We start from the raw sequence: 15,594 nt of genomic DNA, 5'->3' as shown, positions 1-15,594 counted from the left end.
CTGCTGGGAGATACATGATGCGCAAGGCCTTCGCCGGGGACGCCTCCGAACTGGCGTGGTTCAAGAGCAGCTGCAGCGGTGGCACCAACGGCGAGTCCTGCGTCGAGATCGCCACGACCCCTGCCACCATCCACGTCCGCGACTCCAAGCACACCGCTGGCCCCCGCTTGCACTTTGCCCCCACCGCCTGAGCGAACATTCGTGTCGCACGCCTCCGGCAGCTGAGCGAACGCCGGAGCCCCCGGCCGCAGCAAACCGCAGCCAGGGGCTCCCGCTCAGCTCAGCGCGCCGCGTCCGTCAGACGTTGACGCCGAAGTCCTGCGCAATGCCCACCAGACCAGAGGCGTAGCCCTGGCCGACCGCGCGGAACTTCCACTCTGCGCCGTTGCGGTACAGCTCGCCGAAGACCATGGCCGTCTCCGTGGCCGCGTCCTCGGACAGGTCGTAGCGGGCGATCTCCGCGCCGCCGGCCTGGTTGATGATGCGGATGTAGGCGTTGCGGACCTGGCCGAAGTTCTGCGAGCGGTTCTCCGCGTCGTAGATGGAGACCGGAAAGACGATCTTGTCGATGTCGGCCGGGAGGCCCGCCAGGTTGACGTTGATCGCCTCGTCGTCGCCCTCGCCCTCGCCGGTGCGGTTGTCACCGGTGTGGACGATGGTGTTGTCCGGGGTCTGCTTGTTGTTGAAGAAGACGAAGTGGGCGTCCGAGAAGACCTTGCCCTGCGTGTTGACCGCGATGGCGGAGGCGTCGAGGTCGAAGTCCGTGCCGGTGGTGGTGCGAACGTCCCAGCCGAGGCCCACGGTGACGGCGGTCAGGCCCGGAGCCTCCTTGGTGAGCGAGACGTTGCCACCCTTGGACAGGCTTACAGCCATGGTTGGGAGTCCTTTCCCTCGTTTGCGTACGGCGGTACGACGTACGGGCTTGAAGCTACAGCTACCCCTACCAACGCCAAGAGGGGCACCGAAGGTTCCACGTGTCTTTACTTTCTTTACCGAACTTCGGGTGAACGATATTCGCGTGACGTGTGCCGGTCAGCTGCGGGACCATGGTGGGCATGGCCGGTCCCTACCTCATCCGCGGCTCCGTCTCGCTCCCCGAGGCCGAGCTCATGTGGCGTTTCTCGCGGTCGTCGGGGCCCGGCGGGCAGCACGTCAACACCAGTGACTCACAGGTGGAGCTGCGCTTCGACCTGGCGAAGACAGAGGCGCTGCCCGAGGTGTGGAAGGCGCGGGCGCTGGAGCGGCTGGCCGGGCGGCTCGTCGACGGCGTCGTCGTCGTCCGTGCCTCCGAGCACCGGTCCCAGTGGCGCAATCGCGAGACCGCCGCCGTACGGCTCGCCGCCCTCCTCGCCGAGGCCACCGCGCCGCCGCCCAAGCCGCGCCGGCCGACCCGTATTCCGCGCGGGATCAATGAGCGGCGGTTGCGGGAGAAGAAGCAGCGCTCCGATACAAAGCGGGGGCGGTCAGGCCGGGATTGGTAGAACGTCCTTTGTCACATCGCCGGCGTCCGGTCCGTCAAGTCACTGACAGCCAAGTCACTGAGAGCCGAGTGACAGCGACTAACGGACCGGGAAGCGGGAACTGTGGCGATGAACAACAGCGAATTTCCGTTGGACGGCGAATTCCTTGCCCGGCGATTCGAATCGCATCGGCCTCATCTGCGCGCCGTCGCCTACCGAATGCTCGGTTCGGGCGCCGAGGCCGACGACGCGGTGCAGGAAGCCTGGTTCCGGCTCAGTCGTACCGACGCCGGGCAGGTGGACAACCTGGGTGGCTGGCTCACGACCGTGGTCGGCCGGGTCTGCCTGGACATGCTGCGCTCCCGCAAATCGCGCGCGGAGGAGCCGTTGGAGAACGGCACGACCACCGCGCGCGTGGCGGACGTTTTCGCCGCCGACCCCGAACAGGACGCGCTGCTCGCCGACTCCGTGGGCGTCGCGCTGCTCGTCGTACTCGAGACGCTGACGCCCGCCGAGCGGCTGGCGTTCGTGCTGCACGACCTGTTCGCGGTGCCGTACGAGGAGGTCGCGGACATCGTGGGGCGCAGTCCGGAGGCGGCGCGGCAGCTGGCCAGCCGGGCGCGGCGCCGGGTGCAGGGCGCCGAGGCTCACGATGCCGATCTGGTGCGGCAGCGGGAGGTTGTGGACGCGTTCCTGGCGGCCGCGCGGGAGGGCGACTTCGACGCCCTGGTCGAGTTGCTGGACCCGGATGTCGTCGCGCGCACCGACGTCGGCGTGACCACGGGCGCGGCGGCGGTCGCCAAGGGCGCGTCCAGCTTCCGGCACTTCGCGGCCGTGTCGCGGCCCGCGCTGGTCGACGGCGCCACGGGGCTCGCCGTGTTCATCGACGGCCACCTGGACCGGACGCTGGCCTTCACGTTCGTGGGGGACCGGATCGCCGTCATCGACATCGTGCTGGACGCCGCGCGCGTGGCCGAGCAGGACATCAGCCTCGTCTAGGGCGGCTATGGCGTCCAGGGCGCCCTAGGAGAGTTCCAGAACCCCGACCGTCTCGCCCTCGCTCTTCTCCCCGGTGATGCGGAAGCCCAGACCCAGGTAGAAGTCCTCGGGGCCGTTCGGGCCGGGGTGCCAGGTGACGTACAGCTGCTTGCCGCCGCGGCGGCGGATCTCGGCGGCCACGGACTCGACCGCGAACCGGCCGTATCCGCGCCGCTGCTCCCCGGCCGCGATGTTCAGCCGCCACAGGCCGGAGCGGAGGAGGGTGCCGTCCTGGCGCCAGTCGATGTCGAGGAAGGCCATCAGGAAGCCGACCGGGCGGTCGCCGTCGACGATCAGGCGCGGCCAGGCGACGCCGGCGGGATGGATGTACGCCTCGGCCAGGGACTTCATCACCGGGGAGACCGCGAATTCCTGTTCGGGGCGGACCCGTATGGCCGTCGCGGCCTCGAAGTTCCTGGGCGTGATCTCTTCGAGGCGGAGCGCGGAGGTCGATGTCATCCGGGCACCGTAAGCCGGATGATCAGCGGCGGGCCACGGAATTACGTGCGGAATCTCAGCCCAACTGCCGGTACCGCCCCCGGAAATACGCCAGCGGCCCGCCGTCCGCGCTGGGTACCCCCGCCGTCAGCACCCGCCCGATCACCAGCGTGTGGTCCCCGGCCCGTACCCGCTGCTCCGTGCGGCACTCAAGGGTGGCCAGAGCGCCGCCCACCAGGGGAGCGCCGGTCGCCTCTCCACGTACGTACGGGATGTCCTCGAACAGCAACCGGTCGCTGATGCGGCCCTTCATGGCGAAGCGGCCGGCGATGTGGCGCTGGCTCTCGGAGAGGACCGAGACCGCCCACAGGGGCTGCTCGTCGAGCAGGTCGTCCATGCGGGAGCCCTCGCGCAGGCTGACCAGGACGAGGGGCGGGTCGAGAGAGACGGACATGAAGGCCGTCGCCGTCATGCCGACGTCCTCGCCGCCCGGCGCCGACGGGTCGTCGGGGTCCAGCGGCGGCTCCTGTGCGGTCACCAGGACCACGCCCGCGGCCAGCCGGGACATGGCGGCGCGGAACTCGTCGTTGCTCACCCCCTCAGCATGCCCGGAGGCGGGTGGGGCAGTGATCGGGAATGCGGCAGCGGGAGTGTTCGGCACGCGGGAGACGCTAGTGTCCGCCCTGCGCGGGCCGCATCGGGCCCCGGGCCGATACCGGACCTAGGACCACCGACGGAGTTCGCCGGAGTACCGTTCCCGGTCCCCGACGTACCCTTGTGCGGCATCTCCACATACCCACAAAGTTTGCGTTCAGTAAACGCACAGCGAAAACGCAGAAACACCACTCAATTGTTCATCTTTAGCTGTGACTTGAGTCACAAGGGCCACTAATTGTTGACCCTGTGTACCGAGTGGGCAGCGCGCTGTGATTCAGTGGCTGGGAAGCTGCCAATGACGATACGCCGATGAGAACCCTTGATTCGCTGCGAGGTCTCGGGGGGAGGGCGAGCATGGAGACCGAGTCGGAGCCGTACGTCCGTCTTGCGACTCTGCGGCAACTGCACCAGGTCATGGCTGACATGAACACGGCCCGAAGCCTGGCGGACACACTGCAGACCGTCGCCGACGGAGTGGTCAACGGCCTCGGGTACGAGCTGGCATGCGTCAACCTCGTCCGCCCCGACGGCGACCTCGTGGTCGCCGCCTTCGCGGGCAACCCGGCGGCAGAGGCGCTGATCACCGGCCGGGTCGGCTCCCGGGAGTCCTGGGAGCGCCGTCTGAGCATGGGCGAGCACTGGGGCGACCTGGTCTTCATATCGCACACCGAGGGCTGGATCCTCGACGACGACGACGTCCCGCAGTGGTACACCGACGGCCCCGCGCCCCGCTTCGAGGACGAGTGGCACCCCTCCGACCGGCTCTTCGCCCCCATGTACACGCCCGGCGGCCCGAACGGCACCTGCGGTGAGCTGATCGGCGTCCTGTCCGTGGACCGGCCGCGCAACGGCCGGCGGCCGGGTGCATGGGGTCGCGAAGCGCTCCAGATGTATGCGTTCCAGGCCGCCATCGCGATCAGCAACGCGCGTCTACGTGCGAATATGCAGCGGGCACTGGTCAGACTCGAAAGGGAGCAGCAGGCCCTGCGCGCCAGCGAGGAAAGCTTCCGGCAGGCCTTCGAGTACGCCCCCTCCGGCATGGCCATCGCCGAGATGGGCGGCGACCAGCACGGCCGGATCCTGCGCACCAACGACGCCCTGTGCCGCCTGCTCGGCCGCCCCGCCTCCGCGATGCGCCGCTACGCCTTCTCCGACCTCGTCCACCCCGAGGACATCGGCACGCTGCTGCGGACCTCCGCCGAAGGCGGGCGGGCGGAACTCCGCCTCGGCCGCCGCGACGGCACCTACGTCTGGGTGTCCCTGAGGAACTCCGTCGTCGCGGACGCCGCCGACGGACCCCGCTTCCTGCTCACCCACGTCGAGGACATCGAGGACCGCAAGCGCCGCGAGCTGCAGCTCGCCCACCGCGCCTCCCACGACTCGCTCACCGGCCTGCCGAACTCCGCCGAGCTGCGCTCCCGCCTCTCCTCCCGGCTCTGCCAGCGCGCCGGCCACCCCGGCGCCCTCGAGTCCCTGGACGCGGCCTACGGCCATCCCGTCTACGACGCGGGCGGCCACGGCTTCGACTTCCGGCCCGGCGGCGACGTCGAGGTGTACGACGGCTTCGACCACCATGTGCACACCGCCGCACCCGAGAGCGACCACGACGACGGCACCAAGGGACTGGCGGTCCTCTTCTGCGACCTCGACGGCTTCAAGTCGATCAACGACCGGTTCGGGCACAACGCGGGTGACGCGGTTCTCATCGAGGTCGCCCGGCGGCTGTCGCGGGCCGTACGCGACGGCGACACGGTCGCGCGGCTCGGCGGCGACGAGTTCGTGATCCTCGCCGACGGGCTCGGCCGGGCCGACGCCCAGGACCTCGCCGTACGCCTGCGCAACGAGATCATCCAGCCGATCCGGGCCGAGGGACGGGCCGTCCGCGTGGGCGCCAGCTTCGGCATCGGATGGGCACACTGCGGCATGACTGCGGACGAAGTGTTGAAGTCTGCCGACGAACGGATGTACGTAGAGAAACGATCTCGTCCCAAACAGCACAGACGCGCGGGTTGATCTCCAGGTCAGCGTCCTGGTCCGCGAGCCGATGCGATCCGAGTCACCCGTTTGGGGCAGCGGGAGCGGGTAGGCTCGCCATTCTGACCCCCCGTATCGCGTTCGACCCGCACCGCTGAGGAGTACCACGGAGATGACGTCCGGCAACAACGGCGCCAGCACGCCAGAGGACGACGACCCGTTCGGCTACCTCTACGCCGACGGGCAGGCCAACGGAGCGCAGCCCCCGTCCGGTGGCGGCGGCTACGGCTACCCGGGCTCCGTCAACCGCGTGCGCGCCGTCGGCCAGCGACAGTACGGCCAGCAGCCGCCCCAGGCCCAGCAGACGGCCGCCTACGGCCAGGTCCCGCAGCAGCAGGGTGTGTACGGCCAGCCGAACGCCGCCTACCAGGCGCCGGAGACCTTCCCGGGCGGCGCGCCGACCACCCAGCAGCCGATGCCGGCCGGCGGCGGCCGGGGCCGCGGCCCCAACACCAAGGGCCTGCTGATCGGCGCCGTCGCGGTGGTCGCCGCGGTCGTGATCGGCATCGGCGTGGCGATGATGAACGGCAACTCGGACAACAAGGCGAGCGGCGGGTCCTCCAGTACGCCGTCCACTTCGCAGAGCTCTGAGCCGAGCCAGTCGGCTAGCAGCAGTGCGTCGGCGGATCTGCCGAAGACGGATGCGAAGGCCCTGACCCTCGGGACCGGGGTGACGACGGCGTCGGACGTTAAGGGCGCGCAGGCGGACGGTGGCGTCTACGTGACGGGGTTCAACCAGGTCGGCGCCTCGGTGACCTGGACCGTCAACGGCATCGAGAAGGCCGGCACCTACCGACTCTACGTCCGTTACGCCCTTCCCGATGCGGATGCCAACGCGACGCTGACGGTGAACACCAAGCCCAACACTCAGCCGCTGAACATGAAGAACTTCGGCAAGCTGCCCAAGAACGGCTGGCAGACCACCTGGGGTCAGGTTTCCTTGAACAAGGGCACCAACACGATTCAGCTCTCCTGTCAGCAGGGCAACCAGTGCAACGCCTTGCTCGACCAGTTCTATGTGACGGAGAACGCCGACCAGTAGTGGTGTGAGTAGGGCCTCGACAGCAGAAAACGGTCCGCCGGAAGACCGGCGGACCTCCTCGTGGCCTCAGATCAGGCGGTGCGGCGAAGCGTACGCACTTGTCCGCGGCCCACGGCTTCTTGCCCTCCCACTTGAGAGGCGTCCACGTGTTGCACTGCGCGCCTGTGCTGGTGCATCGGTACTTCCCGCCCCTTGCGGGCACCCGAAAAAGAAGGCCGAGATGCGGGTAACGGACCTGTCCGGCCTTCGGCATTCTTCGGGCGAATATCACGCCGACGCGCTCATGTCGCCCCGAGTGTCGACCCGAGGCAGTAGTTCCTCGTAGGCTGCGGGATCGAACTCCCCCGCCACCGGCGCCAGCACAGTCGCCGCCGACAACGCCACCGCCCGGGACAGGCGGTCCGGCCACGGGAGTTGTTGCTCCAAGCCCGACAGCAGGCCCGCCACCACCGAGTCGCCCGCGCCCGTCGGGTTGCCGTGGATGCGGGCGGGTGGGGTGGCGCGCCAGCGGCCCTCGGGGGTTAGCGCCAGGAGGCCGTCCGTGCCCAGGGAGGCGACGACCGAGCGGGCGCCTCGGCGGCGTGTGTCCTGGGCGCCGCGCAACGGGTCGTGGGAGCCGGTGAGTTCGGCCAGTTCGTCGGCGTTCGGTTTGACCATGTCCGGGCGGGCGGCGACCCCGCGGCGCAGGGGCTCGCCGCTGGTGTCGAGGAGTACGGGCACCTCGGCGGCCTTCGCGAGCCGTATCAGGCCCGCGTACGCGCCCACCGGCACACCGGGCGGCAGACTCCCGCACAGGGCCACCGCGGACGCCGACGCCAGCAGGTCCTCGTAGGCCTCCTGGAAGGCGGACCACTCGGCGGGGGTGATCGTCGGGCCGGGTTCATTGAGCTGGGTGGTGTCGCCGGTCTGCTCGTCGACGACGGCGATCGTGCGGCGAGTCGGGGCGGCGACCGGGATCAGGGCGTCGATCACTCCTGGTACGGCGGTCAGTTGACTCTGTACGACGGCTCCGGTCGCACCGCCCGTGAAGCCCGTGACCGTCACCTCGTGGCCGAGGGCCGCGAGCACGCGGGCCACGTTCACGCCCTTGCCGCCGGGGCGTTCGGTCACCTCGGTGATCCGGTGCGAGGCGTGCGGCTTGAGTGCCGGTATGCGGTACGTGAGGTCGAGAGCGGTGTTCAGCGTGACAGTGAGGATCACCTGGGCCGACCTCCCCCGAATCGACTGTGTGTGCCGAACGACTGTGTGTGCCATGCGTCCGAAGGCCTGATCATGCCAAACGGACGGCGGTCGTCCCAGTTTTGCAGGACAACCGCCGCCCTCAACAGCCGGACACATCACCCCAGTTGGGGATCGACCACCCATTCACCGTGGCGCATCACGCCCTTGAGGGCGAATTGATGGTCAAGAAGTACCAGGTCGGCGTACTTTCCGGGCTCCAGGGAGCCGATCGAGTCGTACATGCCGAGCAGCTTGGCGGGATTGGCCGAGATTGCTGCCACGACGTCCTCCACCGGCAGCCGGTCCACCGTCACCGCCCGCTGGAACGCCCGGTCCAGCGTGAGCGTCGACCCCGCGATGGAGCCGCCCTCCACCAGGCGGGCCACGCCCTCGGTGACCTCGACCTCCAGGGGGCCGAGCAGGTAGCGCCCGTCGCCGAAGCCGGCCGCGTCCATCGCGTCCGTGATGAACGCGACCCGGTCCGCGCGGGCGTGATGGAACGCCAGCTGGAGGGCGGCCGGGTGCAGATGCGTCCCGTCGTTGATCAGCTCGACGGTGATGCGGTCGTCTTCGAGGAGGGCCGTGATCGGGCCGGGGGACCGGTGGCCGATCTGCGGCATCGCGTTGAAGAGGTGGGTCGCGACCGTCGCACCCGCGTCGATCGCCTCCACCGTCTGCTCGTACGTCGCGTCGGTGTGGCCGATCGCCGCGATGACGCCTTGCTCGGCGAGCAGGCGTACGGAGTCGATGCCGCCCGGGAGTTCGGTGGCCAGGGTGACCATCTTCGCCCTGCCGCGCGCCGCGTCGATCAGCTTGCGTACCTCCGCCGGGTCCGGGTCGCGCAGCAGCTTCTCGGAGTGCGCGCCCTTGCGGCACGGCGAGATGAACGGGCCCTCGAAGTGGATGCCGGCGATATCGCCCTGCTCGGCGAGTTCGGACAGGAGGCCGGCCCGTTGGGTCAGGAAGTCCATGTCGTCGGTGACCGTCGAGGCGACCAGGGTGGTCGTGCCGTGCAGGCGGTGGGTGTGGATGCCGTGCAGTACGTCCTCGACCGTGCCGGATGTGAAGGAGGCTCCGCCGCCGCCGTGGTTGTGGAGGTCGACGAAGCCGGGCACCAGCCAGTGGCCGCTGAAGTCGATCACCTGGGCGTTCTCGGGCGCCGACCCGGCGATCCGCGTGCCGTCGATGATGACGCGGCCGTCGGTCACCGTGCCGGTGGGCAGTACCACCCGTGCGCCGGTGAGTACCTGCAGGTGCGTTGTGGCTTGTCGCGCCCACGCGGCGGTAGCCGCAGATTCAACAGGGACCCGCGCCCCTTGGGGGGTGGCCATCAGGGCGTTACCTCCGTGCGGTCGGTAGTGGCTAGGAGATCCCAGGCAAGGAGTCCCGCGCCCAGACATCCGGCGCTGTCCCCCAGCGCCGCAGGGACGATCGTCGGCAGTTTCTGGAACGTGACCCGCTTGCGGACGGCTTCCCTCAGCGGTGTGAACAGGGTTTCCCCCGCCTCCGCCAGGCCGCCGCCGATGATCAGCGTGCGCGGGTCCAGCAGGGTGAGGGCGGTGACCAGGCCGTCGGCCAGGGCGTTCACTGCGTCCTGCCAGACTCGTACGGCGTTCGGGTCGCCGGACGCGACGGCCTTCGCGCAGTCGGCCGCGTCCGCGTCGGGGTCCCCACAGGCCGTCGCCCATGCCTCGCTCACCGCCGCCGCGGAGGCGTATCGCTCCAGGCAGCCCCGCTGACCGCACGGACACGGGCTGCCTCCCGGCCGTACGACGATGTGGCCGATCTCGCCCGCGAAGCCGTGCGCGCCCGCCTCCACCCGGCCCCCGATGCCGATCGCGCCCGCGATGCCGGTGCCGAGGGGGATGAAGAGGAAGCGGTCGGTGCCCTGTCCGGCGCCGATCCGGCCCTCCGCGAGACCGCCGGTGCGGACGTCGTGGCCGAGGGCGACCGGGATGCCCAGTCGTTGGGCGAGCAGGTCGCGCAGGGGGACGTCGCGCCAGCCGAGGTTGGCCGCGTAGGAGGCGATGCCCCGGTCGGCGTCGACGATGCCGGGGACCGCGACACCGGCGGCGGATGCGGGCTCGCCGAAGTGCTCGGCGCCGTGGGCGCTGAGTTCGGCGGCGAAGTCGAGGATGCCCTCGACGACCGCGTCCGGCCCGCGCTCGCGGCCGGTCGCCCGGCGGGCCTGGTGCAGCAACTCGCCGTTGGCCGCGACCAGTGCGGCCTTCATCCCGGTGCCGCCCACATCCAGGGCGATGACATGTCTCACGGGGGACAGTGTGGCCCCAGGACCCGCAAGAGGTCTAGTCCACTTACGTGGTGTAGACCTATTGTGTCCACATGTTGAACGGCGAGACAGCAGGGTTGAGGTCACAGGCAGTGCAGCGGCGTAGGGCAGGAACGATCGCGGCGGTGTCCGCACTGGGCATGACGGCGGTCCTCGGCGGCTGCGGCCTGACCGGCGGCGGATCGGGGGACGTCACCCTGAAGCTGGTCGCCGCGGACTACGGCGACTCGGCGGCCAACAGCTCCCAGAAGTACTGGGACCGGCTGGTCGAGGAGTACGAGAGCAAGCACTCCGGCGTGAAGATCGACGTCACCGTCTACTCCTGGAACGACGTCGACCGCAAGGTCAAGGAGCTGGTCGACGCGGGCCAGGCGCCCGACATGGCGCAGATCGGCGCGTACGCCGACTACGCGAACAAGGGCCTGCTCTACTCGGCCGACGACATGCTGTCCATCAGCACCCAGGCCGACTTCGCCTCACAGCTGGCCACCGCGGGGCAGGTGAAGGGCGTGCAGTACGGGCTGCCGTTCGCCGCCTCCACGCGGCTGCTCTTCTACAACAAGACCCTCTTCAAGAACGCCGGCCTCACCGCGCCGAAAACCTGGAACGAGCTCGCCGCCGACGCCAAGGTGCTCAAGGCAAGGGGCGTGAAGTACCCGTACGCGCTGCCGCTCGGCCCGGAGGAGGCGCAGGCCGAGACGATGCAGTGGCTGCTGAGCGGCGGCGGCGGTTACACCGACACCGTCGGCACCTACGGCATCGACTCCGCGCAGAACGTCGACACCTTCACCTGGCTCAAGAACGACCTGGTCGGCAAGGGCCTCACCGGTCCCGTCGCGCCCGGCAGCCTCAACCGCGCCGCCGCCTTCGCCGCCTTCGCGAACGGCGAGGTCGGCATGCTCAACGGGCACCCCTCGCTGATGAAGATCGCCGCGAAGAAGGGCGTGAAGTACGGCATGGTGCCGATGCCCGGCGCGGACGGCCAGAGCAAGAACGCCATGGGTGTCGCCGACTGGATGATGGCCTTCAAGAAGAACGGCCACGCCGAGCAGGTCGGCAAGTTCCTCGACTTCGTCTACAGCGAGAAGAACGTGCTCGACTTCTCCCGCGAGTACGACCTGCTGCCGGTCACCACCTCCGCCTCCGACGTCATGGGCACGGACAAGCAGGACGCCGCCCTGGAACCGTTCCTGAAGCAGCTGCCGCTGTCCGAGCTCTACCCGGTCGACAAGACCTCCTGGGCCGCGGTCGCCGCTGCCGTCAAGAAGCGCATAGGCACCGCCGTGGCCCCCAGCGGCAACCCCGCGGCCACCCTCGCGCAGCTCGAGTCGACGGCGTCCATGGCGGAGAACGCTCAGTAGGCGCCGCCGGTCGGATGTGACTGTCAGTGGCGGGCGCTACGGTTCGTCACATGGATGAGGAACATCAGTTGGGCGAGCGCGAGCAGGCCGTCCTCGCCCTCGAACGCCGGGGCTTTCCGGGCCCCGGCGCCAAGGAACGCGCGATACGCGAGGAGCTGGGCCTGGCTCCCGTCCGCTACTACCAGCTGCTCAACGCCCTGCTGGACGACGAGCGGGCCCTCGCCCACGACCCGGTGACGGTGAACAGGCTGCGCAGGGTGCGGGAAACGCGGCGAACGGAACGCTGACCGCCCGTTGCCGCGCTCCCCTGAGCCATGGGTGCGCCCTGCCCCGCGCGGTTATGGTCACCGTATGGGCACCCATACGGACACGGACTCGACGCACTCCATGGACCCCCTGCCGACACCCGCCACGCAGGCAGGCCGGGACGGACTCGCCGCGATCCTCGCGAAACCCGCGAAAACGGTGGTCGGCCTGGACTTCGACGGCACCCTCGCCCCGATCGTGCCGGACCCCGAGCTGGCCCGCGCCCACCCGGATGCGGTGCCCGCGCTCGCCGCGCTCGCCCCGAGGATCGCCTCCGTCGCGGTGGTCACGGGCCGCCCGGCCGGCGTCGCCGTGCGGCACGGCGGCTTCGCGGGCGTCCCCGGCCTGGAGCACCTGGTCGTCCTCGGCCACTACGGCGCCGAACGCTGGGACGCGGTCAGCGGCAACGTCAGCGCGCCCGCCCCCCACCCCGGCGTCGCCGCCGTCCGCGCCGAACTCCCCGGCTTCCTCGACCGCATCGGCGCCTGGCAGGGCACCTGGATCGAGGAGAAGGGCCGCGCCCTCGCGGTCCACACCCGCCGCGCCTCCGACCCCCAGGCCGCCTTCGAGGCCCTGCGCGCACCCCTCACCGACCTCGCCACCCGCCACGGCCTGATCGTCGAACCGGGCCGCCTCGTCCTCGAACTGCGCCCACCGGGCACCGACAAGGGCGTGGCCCTCCTGGAGTACGTACGCGAGATCGACGCATCGGCAGTCCTCTACGCCGGCGACGACCTCGGCGACCTCCCCGCCTTCGCCGCCGTGGACAAACTCCGCTCCGACGGCGTCCCCGGCCTCCTGGTGTGCAGCGGCAGCGACGAGGTGACGGAGCTGCGGGAGCGGGCGGACTTGGTGGTGGAGGGCCCGGAGGGGGTCGTACGACTGCTGCGGGCGCTGGCGGCACATTTCCAGCGCCGGTCGGCAACTCCAGCCCGTCCGGCGTTTGAGGACGAGGCCCCTTAAGGGCCGAAAGCGGGGGCCTGAGGGCGGCAGCCCCCAGACCTCAGCCCCGCAAAGCCTCCAACTGCTCAAGAAACCACTGCGCCGGCGGCAACGCCGTAGCCGCGGCGGCAAGCCGTTTCGTACGCTCGGCCCGCTCAGCCGCCGGCAGGCACAACGCAGCGTGAAGCGCCCGCGCCGTCCCGATCACGTCGTACGGGTTCACGGTCAGCGCGTCCTCGGCCAGCTCCTCGTACGCCCCCGCCTCCCGCGACAGCACCAGTACGCAGCCCTCGTCGGAGACGACCGGGACCTCCTTGGCGACCAGGTTCATGCCGTCGCGGATCGGGTTGACGAGGGCCACGTCCGCCAGGCGGTACGCGGCCAGGGAGCGCGCGAAATCGTCCTTGACGTGCAGCACGACCGGGGTCCAACCAGGCGTGCCGTAACGGGAGTTGATCTCCTCGGCCAGGCGCTGCACCTCGGCCGTGTAGTCGCGGTAGACGGCCAGGTCCTGGCGGGACGGGTACGCGAAGGCGACATGCACCACCCGCTCGCGCCACTCCGGACGGTCGTCGAGGAGCTGCCGGTAGGCCAGCAGGCCGCGCACGATGTTCTTCGAGAGCTCGGTCCGGTCGACCCGCACGATCGCCTTCCGGCCCGCGCCGATCTGCCCCCGCAGGGCGGCCATCCGCTCGTCGACGTCCGCCTCGTGCGACCGCTGCCGCAGGAAGTCGGCGTCCGCGCCCAGCCCGTGCACCCCGATCCGGGTATTGCCGAGCCCGCCCACCAGCTCCGTACAGGACGCCGTGAACGCGTCCGCCCAGCGCCGGGTCAGAAAACCCAGCCGGTCGGCGCCCAGCATCCCGCGCAGGAGCTGCTCGGCGATGTCGTCCGGCAGCATCCGGAAGTAGTCCACCGGCGCCCACGGCGTGTGCGAGAAGTGCCCGATCCTGAGGTCCGGCCGCAGCTCCCGCAGCATCCCCGGCACCAGACACAGGTGATAGTCCTGTACGAGGACCGCGGCCCCCTCGGCCGCCTCCTGGGCCAGCGCCTCGGCGAACGCCCGGTTGTAGGTCTCGTACGACGCCCACTGCCGCCGGAACTCCGCGTCGAAGACCGGCTCCAGCGGCGTCTGGTACAGCATGTGATGGACGAACCAGAGCACGGAGTTGGCGATGCCGTTGTAAGCGTCGGCGTGCACGCCGGCCGGGATGTCCAGCATCCGCACACCGTCCTCGCCGACCCCGCGCCGGACCGCCTCGCGGTCGCCGTCGGACAGCGCCGAGCACACCCACAGGGCGTCCGCGTCCGGCCCGATCGCGGACAGGCCGGAGACCAGCCCGCCGCCACCGCGCCTGGCGGACAGCGAGCCGTCCTCCTGTACCTCGTACGAGACCGGGCCGCGGTTGGACGCGACCAGCACCTGATGACCAGTGTGCTGACCTGCGTCATCGGCAGCGTGATGACCTGCGCCGTGCGTGGAAGCCATACGCCACAACCTAGCCCGGCCCGGAAACGCTCAAACGTACGGCTGGGCTTCGCGGGTGGACCGTATACACCGCGTAACGCGCCGCCTCAGGCGACCTTGCGCGACGCGTACTCGGTGATCTCCACCATCGGCGGCCGCTCCTCCGTGTCCACGGAGTAGGTGCGCGGCTCGAAGCCGTCCTCGCCCCGTTCGAACTGGGTGAGCGAGGGGCGGATCAGGTGCCCGCGGGCCAGCCGCAGCTGTGCCGTGCGGTAGATCGCGGCGGACATCCGGCCCAGCGCCTGCCCGTCCTGGTGCCGGTGCTTGCGCACCCCGACGTCCACCTGGGCGAGCGCGTCGAGGCCCACCAGATGCAGGGCGTCGACCAGCATGCCCAGCTCCACGCCGTACCCGACCGGGAAGGGCAGCTGTTCCAGCAGGCTGCGCCGGGCCGCGTACTCGCCGCCGAGCGGCTGCACGAAGCCGGCCAGCTGCGGCCAGTGCATGTTCAGCAGCGGGCGGGCCATCAGCTCGGTGACCCGGCCGCCCTGACCTGCAGCGCCGCCCAGCGGGCGGTCGTACATGCCCTTGACCAGGTCGATCCCCGGGTCGGTGAGCAGCGGGCCCACGATCCCCGAGACGAAGTCCGACGAGAACTCCTTCAGGTCGGCGTCGATGAAGCAGACAATGTCCCCGCTGGTGACGAGGAGCGAGCGCCACAGCACCTCGCCCTTGCCGGGGACGGTCGGGATGCGCGGCAGGATGTCGTCACGGTGGACGACCCTGGCCCCGGCCGCCGCGGCGACCTCGGACGTGCGGTCGGTGGACCCGGAGTCGACGACGACGATCTCGTCGACGAGCGGGACCTGCTGCATGAGGTCATGACGGATGATCGCGACAATGTCGCCGACCGTCTCCTCCTCGTTGAGCGCGGGCAGCACGACACTGACCGACTGTCCCGTGCGCTGCTTGGCAGCGAGGATCTTGTGGAGAGGGCGATCGGTCAGGGACCAGGAGCGGGTGCTCAGCCAGCGCTCGACTTCTTCCAGCACGTAGGCGGCTCCTCACTTTTGTCTCGCGGTTCGGACGACTCTCTCAACTGTCCTGGCCTTCGGTTACAGTCTTGAACAACGACGATGACCATCGCATGTCCGAGGTCGTCGGAGGGACAACCGAATACCGCTCATCCAGAGGGGCAGAGGGATACGGCCCGATGAAGCCCCGGCAACCCTCCAGTCGGTTCTCGTAGATCAGTGTTGATCATCCAGCGAGGCTCCCGGCTAGGGAAGGTGCCAAATCCGTCTCACGGCGAGATGCGTCGTGAGGAAGATGAGGAG

Annotated in this window: 15 protein-coding genes, 1 pseudogene and 1 riboswitch; of the genes and pseudogenes, 8 read left to right on the top strand and 8 right to left on the bottom strand. The window is 70.0% G+C overall.

The features are described 5' to 3' along the window. Nucleotides 1-14: 14 nt before the first annotated feature. Nucleotides 15-225, top strand: a pseudogene (locus ACFY10_RS21100) (DUF397 domain-containing protein). A gap of 72 nt (nt 226-297) precedes the next feature. On the opposite strand, the gene ACFY10_RS21095 reads toward ACFY10_RS21100, so the two are convergent. Then, nucleotides 298-873 (bottom strand): TerD family protein, encoded by a 576-nt coding sequence (locus ACFY10_RS21095; RefSeq protein ID WP_030941300.1) that lies wholly within the window; start codon nt 871-873, stop codon nt 298-300. Nucleotides 874-1,046: 173 nt separating this feature from the next. Here ACFY10_RS21095 and arfB point away from each other — a divergent pair, with 173 nt between their 5' ends. Next, entirely contained in the window at nt 1,047-1,481 is a 435-nt protein-coding gene (gene arfB, locus ACFY10_RS21090; protein ID WP_390666674.1) for an alternative ribosome rescue aminoacyl-tRNA hydrolase ArfB, read from the top strand. A 108-nt stretch (nt 1,482-1,589) separates the two neighbouring features. Continuing rightward, nucleotides 1,590-2,459, top strand: coding sequence for a sigma-70 family RNA polymerase sigma factor (locus ACFY10_RS21085; protein WP_390666673.1), 870 nt, complete (start codon nt 1,590-1,592; stop codon nt 2,457-2,459). Nucleotides 2,460-2,483: 24 nt separating this feature from the next. On the opposite strand, the gene ACFY10_RS21080 is transcribed toward ACFY10_RS21085, so the two are convergent. Both ACFY10_RS21080 and ACFY10_RS21075 read right to left on the bottom strand, forming a co-directional pair. Further along, nucleotides 2,484-2,957, bottom strand: coding sequence for a GNAT family N-acetyltransferase (locus ACFY10_RS21080; RefSeq protein WP_390666672.1), 474 nt, complete (start codon nt 2,955-2,957; stop codon nt 2,484-2,486). A gap of 55 nt (nt 2,958-3,012) precedes the next feature. Further along, entirely contained in the window at nt 3,013-3,597 is a 585-nt protein-coding gene (locus ACFY10_RS21075) for a flavin reductase family protein (protein ID WP_390666671.1), read from the bottom strand. Between the two features lie 350 nt (nt 3,598-3,947). Here ACFY10_RS21075 and cdgB point away from each other — a divergent pair, with 350 nt between their 5' ends. Both cdgB and ACFY10_RS21065 read left to right on the top strand, forming a co-directional pair. Continuing rightward, a complete protein-coding gene (gene cdgB, locus ACFY10_RS21070) occupies nt 3,948-5,606 on the top strand; it encodes a diguanylate cyclase CdgB (RefSeq protein ID WP_390666670.1) in 1,659 nt (552 codons plus the stop codon). A gap of 133 nt (nt 5,607-5,739) precedes the next feature. Beyond that, nucleotides 5,740-6,669 carry a CBM35 domain-containing protein gene (locus ACFY10_RS21065; protein ID WP_390666669.1) on the top strand — a complete coding sequence of 310 codons (930 nt, stop codon included), beginning with the start codon at nt 5,740-5,742 and terminating at the stop codon, nt 6,667-6,669. 267 nt (nt 6,670-6,936) lie between these two features. Here ACFY10_RS21065 and ACFY10_RS21060 read toward each other — a convergent pair whose 3' ends face one another. The 3 genes from ACFY10_RS21060 to ACFY10_RS21050 all read right to left on the bottom strand — a co-directional run bounded on the left by ACFY10_RS21060 (nt 6,937) and on the right by ACFY10_RS21050 (nt 10,162). Next, nucleotides 6,937-7,869: a 1-phosphofructokinase family hexose kinase gene (locus ACFY10_RS21060; protein WP_390666668.1), complete on the bottom strand. Its 933-nt coding sequence runs from the start codon at nt 7,867-7,869 to the stop codon at nt 6,937-6,939. A gap of 137 nt (nt 7,870-8,006) precedes the next feature. Further along, nucleotides 8,007-9,221, bottom strand: coding sequence for an N-acetylglucosamine-6-phosphate deacetylase (gene nagA / locus ACFY10_RS21055; RefSeq protein ID WP_390666667.1), 1,215 nt, complete (start codon nt 9,219-9,221; stop codon nt 8,007-8,009). Then, on the bottom strand, nt 9,221-10,162 hold the full coding sequence (locus ACFY10_RS21050; RefSeq protein ID WP_390666666.1) for an ROK family protein: 942 nt from the start codon (nt 10,160-10,162) through the stop codon (nt 9,221-9,223). Before ACFY10_RS21050 ends, nagA begins: the two co-directional genes overlap by 1 nt. A 158-nt stretch (nt 10,163-10,320) precedes the next feature. Here ACFY10_RS21050 and ACFY10_RS21045 point away from each other — a divergent pair, with 158 nt between their 5' ends. From ACFY10_RS21045 to otsB, 3 genes are all read left to right on the top strand, one after another. Next, a complete protein-coding gene (locus ACFY10_RS21045) occupies nt 10,321-11,541 on the top strand; it encodes an ABC transporter substrate-binding protein (protein WP_390666747.1) in 1,221 nt (406 codons plus the stop codon). Between the two features lie 50 nt (nt 11,542-11,591). Then, nucleotides 11,592-11,828, top strand: a complete 237-nt coding sequence (locus ACFY10_RS21040; RefSeq protein WP_390666665.1) for a DUF3263 domain-containing protein — start codon at nt 11,592-11,594, stop codon at nt 11,826-11,828. A 64-nt stretch (nt 11,829-11,892) separates the two neighbouring features. Further along, nucleotides 11,893-12,810 (top strand): trehalose-phosphatase, encoded by a 918-nt coding sequence (gene otsB, locus ACFY10_RS21035; protein WP_390666664.1) that lies wholly within the window; start codon nt 11,893-11,895, stop codon nt 12,808-12,810. Nucleotides 12,811-12,850: 40 nt separating this feature from the next. Here the strand turns inward: otsB and ACFY10_RS21030 are convergent, their stop codons facing one another. Both ACFY10_RS21030 and ACFY10_RS21025 read right to left on the bottom strand, forming a co-directional pair. Next, entirely contained in the window at nt 12,851-14,278 is a 1,428-nt protein-coding gene (locus tag ACFY10_RS21030; protein WP_390666663.1) for a trehalose-6-phosphate synthase, read from the bottom strand. A gap of 86 nt (nt 14,279-14,364) precedes the next feature. Next, nucleotides 14,365-15,309 carry a glucosyl-3-phosphoglycerate synthase gene (locus tag ACFY10_RS21025; RefSeq protein ID WP_390666662.1) on the bottom strand — a complete coding sequence of 315 codons (945 nt, stop codon included), beginning with the start codon at nt 15,307-15,309 and terminating at the stop codon, nt 14,365-14,367. A 128-nt stretch (nt 15,310-15,437) separates the two neighbouring features. Next, nucleotides 15,438-15,593: riboswitch (SAM riboswitch) on the top strand. The last annotated feature ends 1 nt before the right edge of the window (nt 15,594 follow it).

This window comes from Streptomyces sp. NPDC001401 (assembly GCF_042895385.1).
Lineage (GTDB): Bacteria > Actinomycetota > Actinomycetes > Streptomycetales > Streptomycetaceae > Streptomyces.
Note: the sequence above shows the minus strand (reverse complement) of the source record. Positions and strands in the feature narration are given on the sequence as shown.

Excerpts from the sequence above, each read along its gene's own strand:
- ACFY10_RS21045 (WP_390666747.1), top strand. The coding sequence starts at position 10,321 with ATGACGGCGGTCCTCGGCGGCTGCGGCCTGACCGGCGGCGGATCGGGG.
- ACFY10_RS21030 (WP_390666663.1), bottom strand. The coding sequence starts at position 14,278 with ATGGCTTCCACGCACGGCGCAGGTCATCACGCTGCCGATGACGCAGGT.
- cdgB (WP_390666670.1), top strand. The coding sequence starts at position 3,948 with ATGGAGACCGAGTCGGAGCCGTACGTCCGTCTTGCGACTCTGCGGCAA.
- nagA (WP_390666667.1), bottom strand. The coding sequence starts at position 9,221 with ATGGCCACCCCCCAAGGGGCGCGGGTCCCTGTTGAATCTGCGGCTACC.
- ACFY10_RS21085 (WP_390666673.1), top strand. The coding sequence starts at position 1,590 with ATGAACAACAGCGAATTTCCGTTGGACGGCGAATTCCTTGCCCGGCGA.
- otsB (WP_390666664.1), top strand. The coding sequence starts at position 11,893 with ATGGGCACCCATACGGACACGGACTCGACGCACTCCATGGACCCCCTG.
- ACFY10_RS21095 (WP_030941300.1), bottom strand. The coding sequence starts at position 873 with ATGGCTGTAAGCCTGTCCAAGGGTGGCAACGTCTCGCTCACCAAGGAG.
- ACFY10_RS21040 (WP_390666665.1), top strand. The coding sequence starts at position 11,592 with ATGGATGAGGAACATCAGTTGGGCGAGCGCGAGCAGGCCGTCCTCGCC.
- ACFY10_RS21080 (WP_390666672.1), bottom strand. The coding sequence starts at position 2,957 with ATGACATCGACCTCCGCGCTCCGCCTCGAAGAGATCACGCCCAGGAAC.
- ACFY10_RS21065 (WP_390666669.1), top strand. The coding sequence starts at position 5,740 with ATGACGTCCGGCAACAACGGCGCCAGCACGCCAGAGGACGACGACCCG.
- arfB (WP_390666674.1), top strand. The coding sequence starts at position 1,047 with ATGGTGGGCATGGCCGGTCCCTACCTCATCCGCGGCTCCGTCTCGCTC.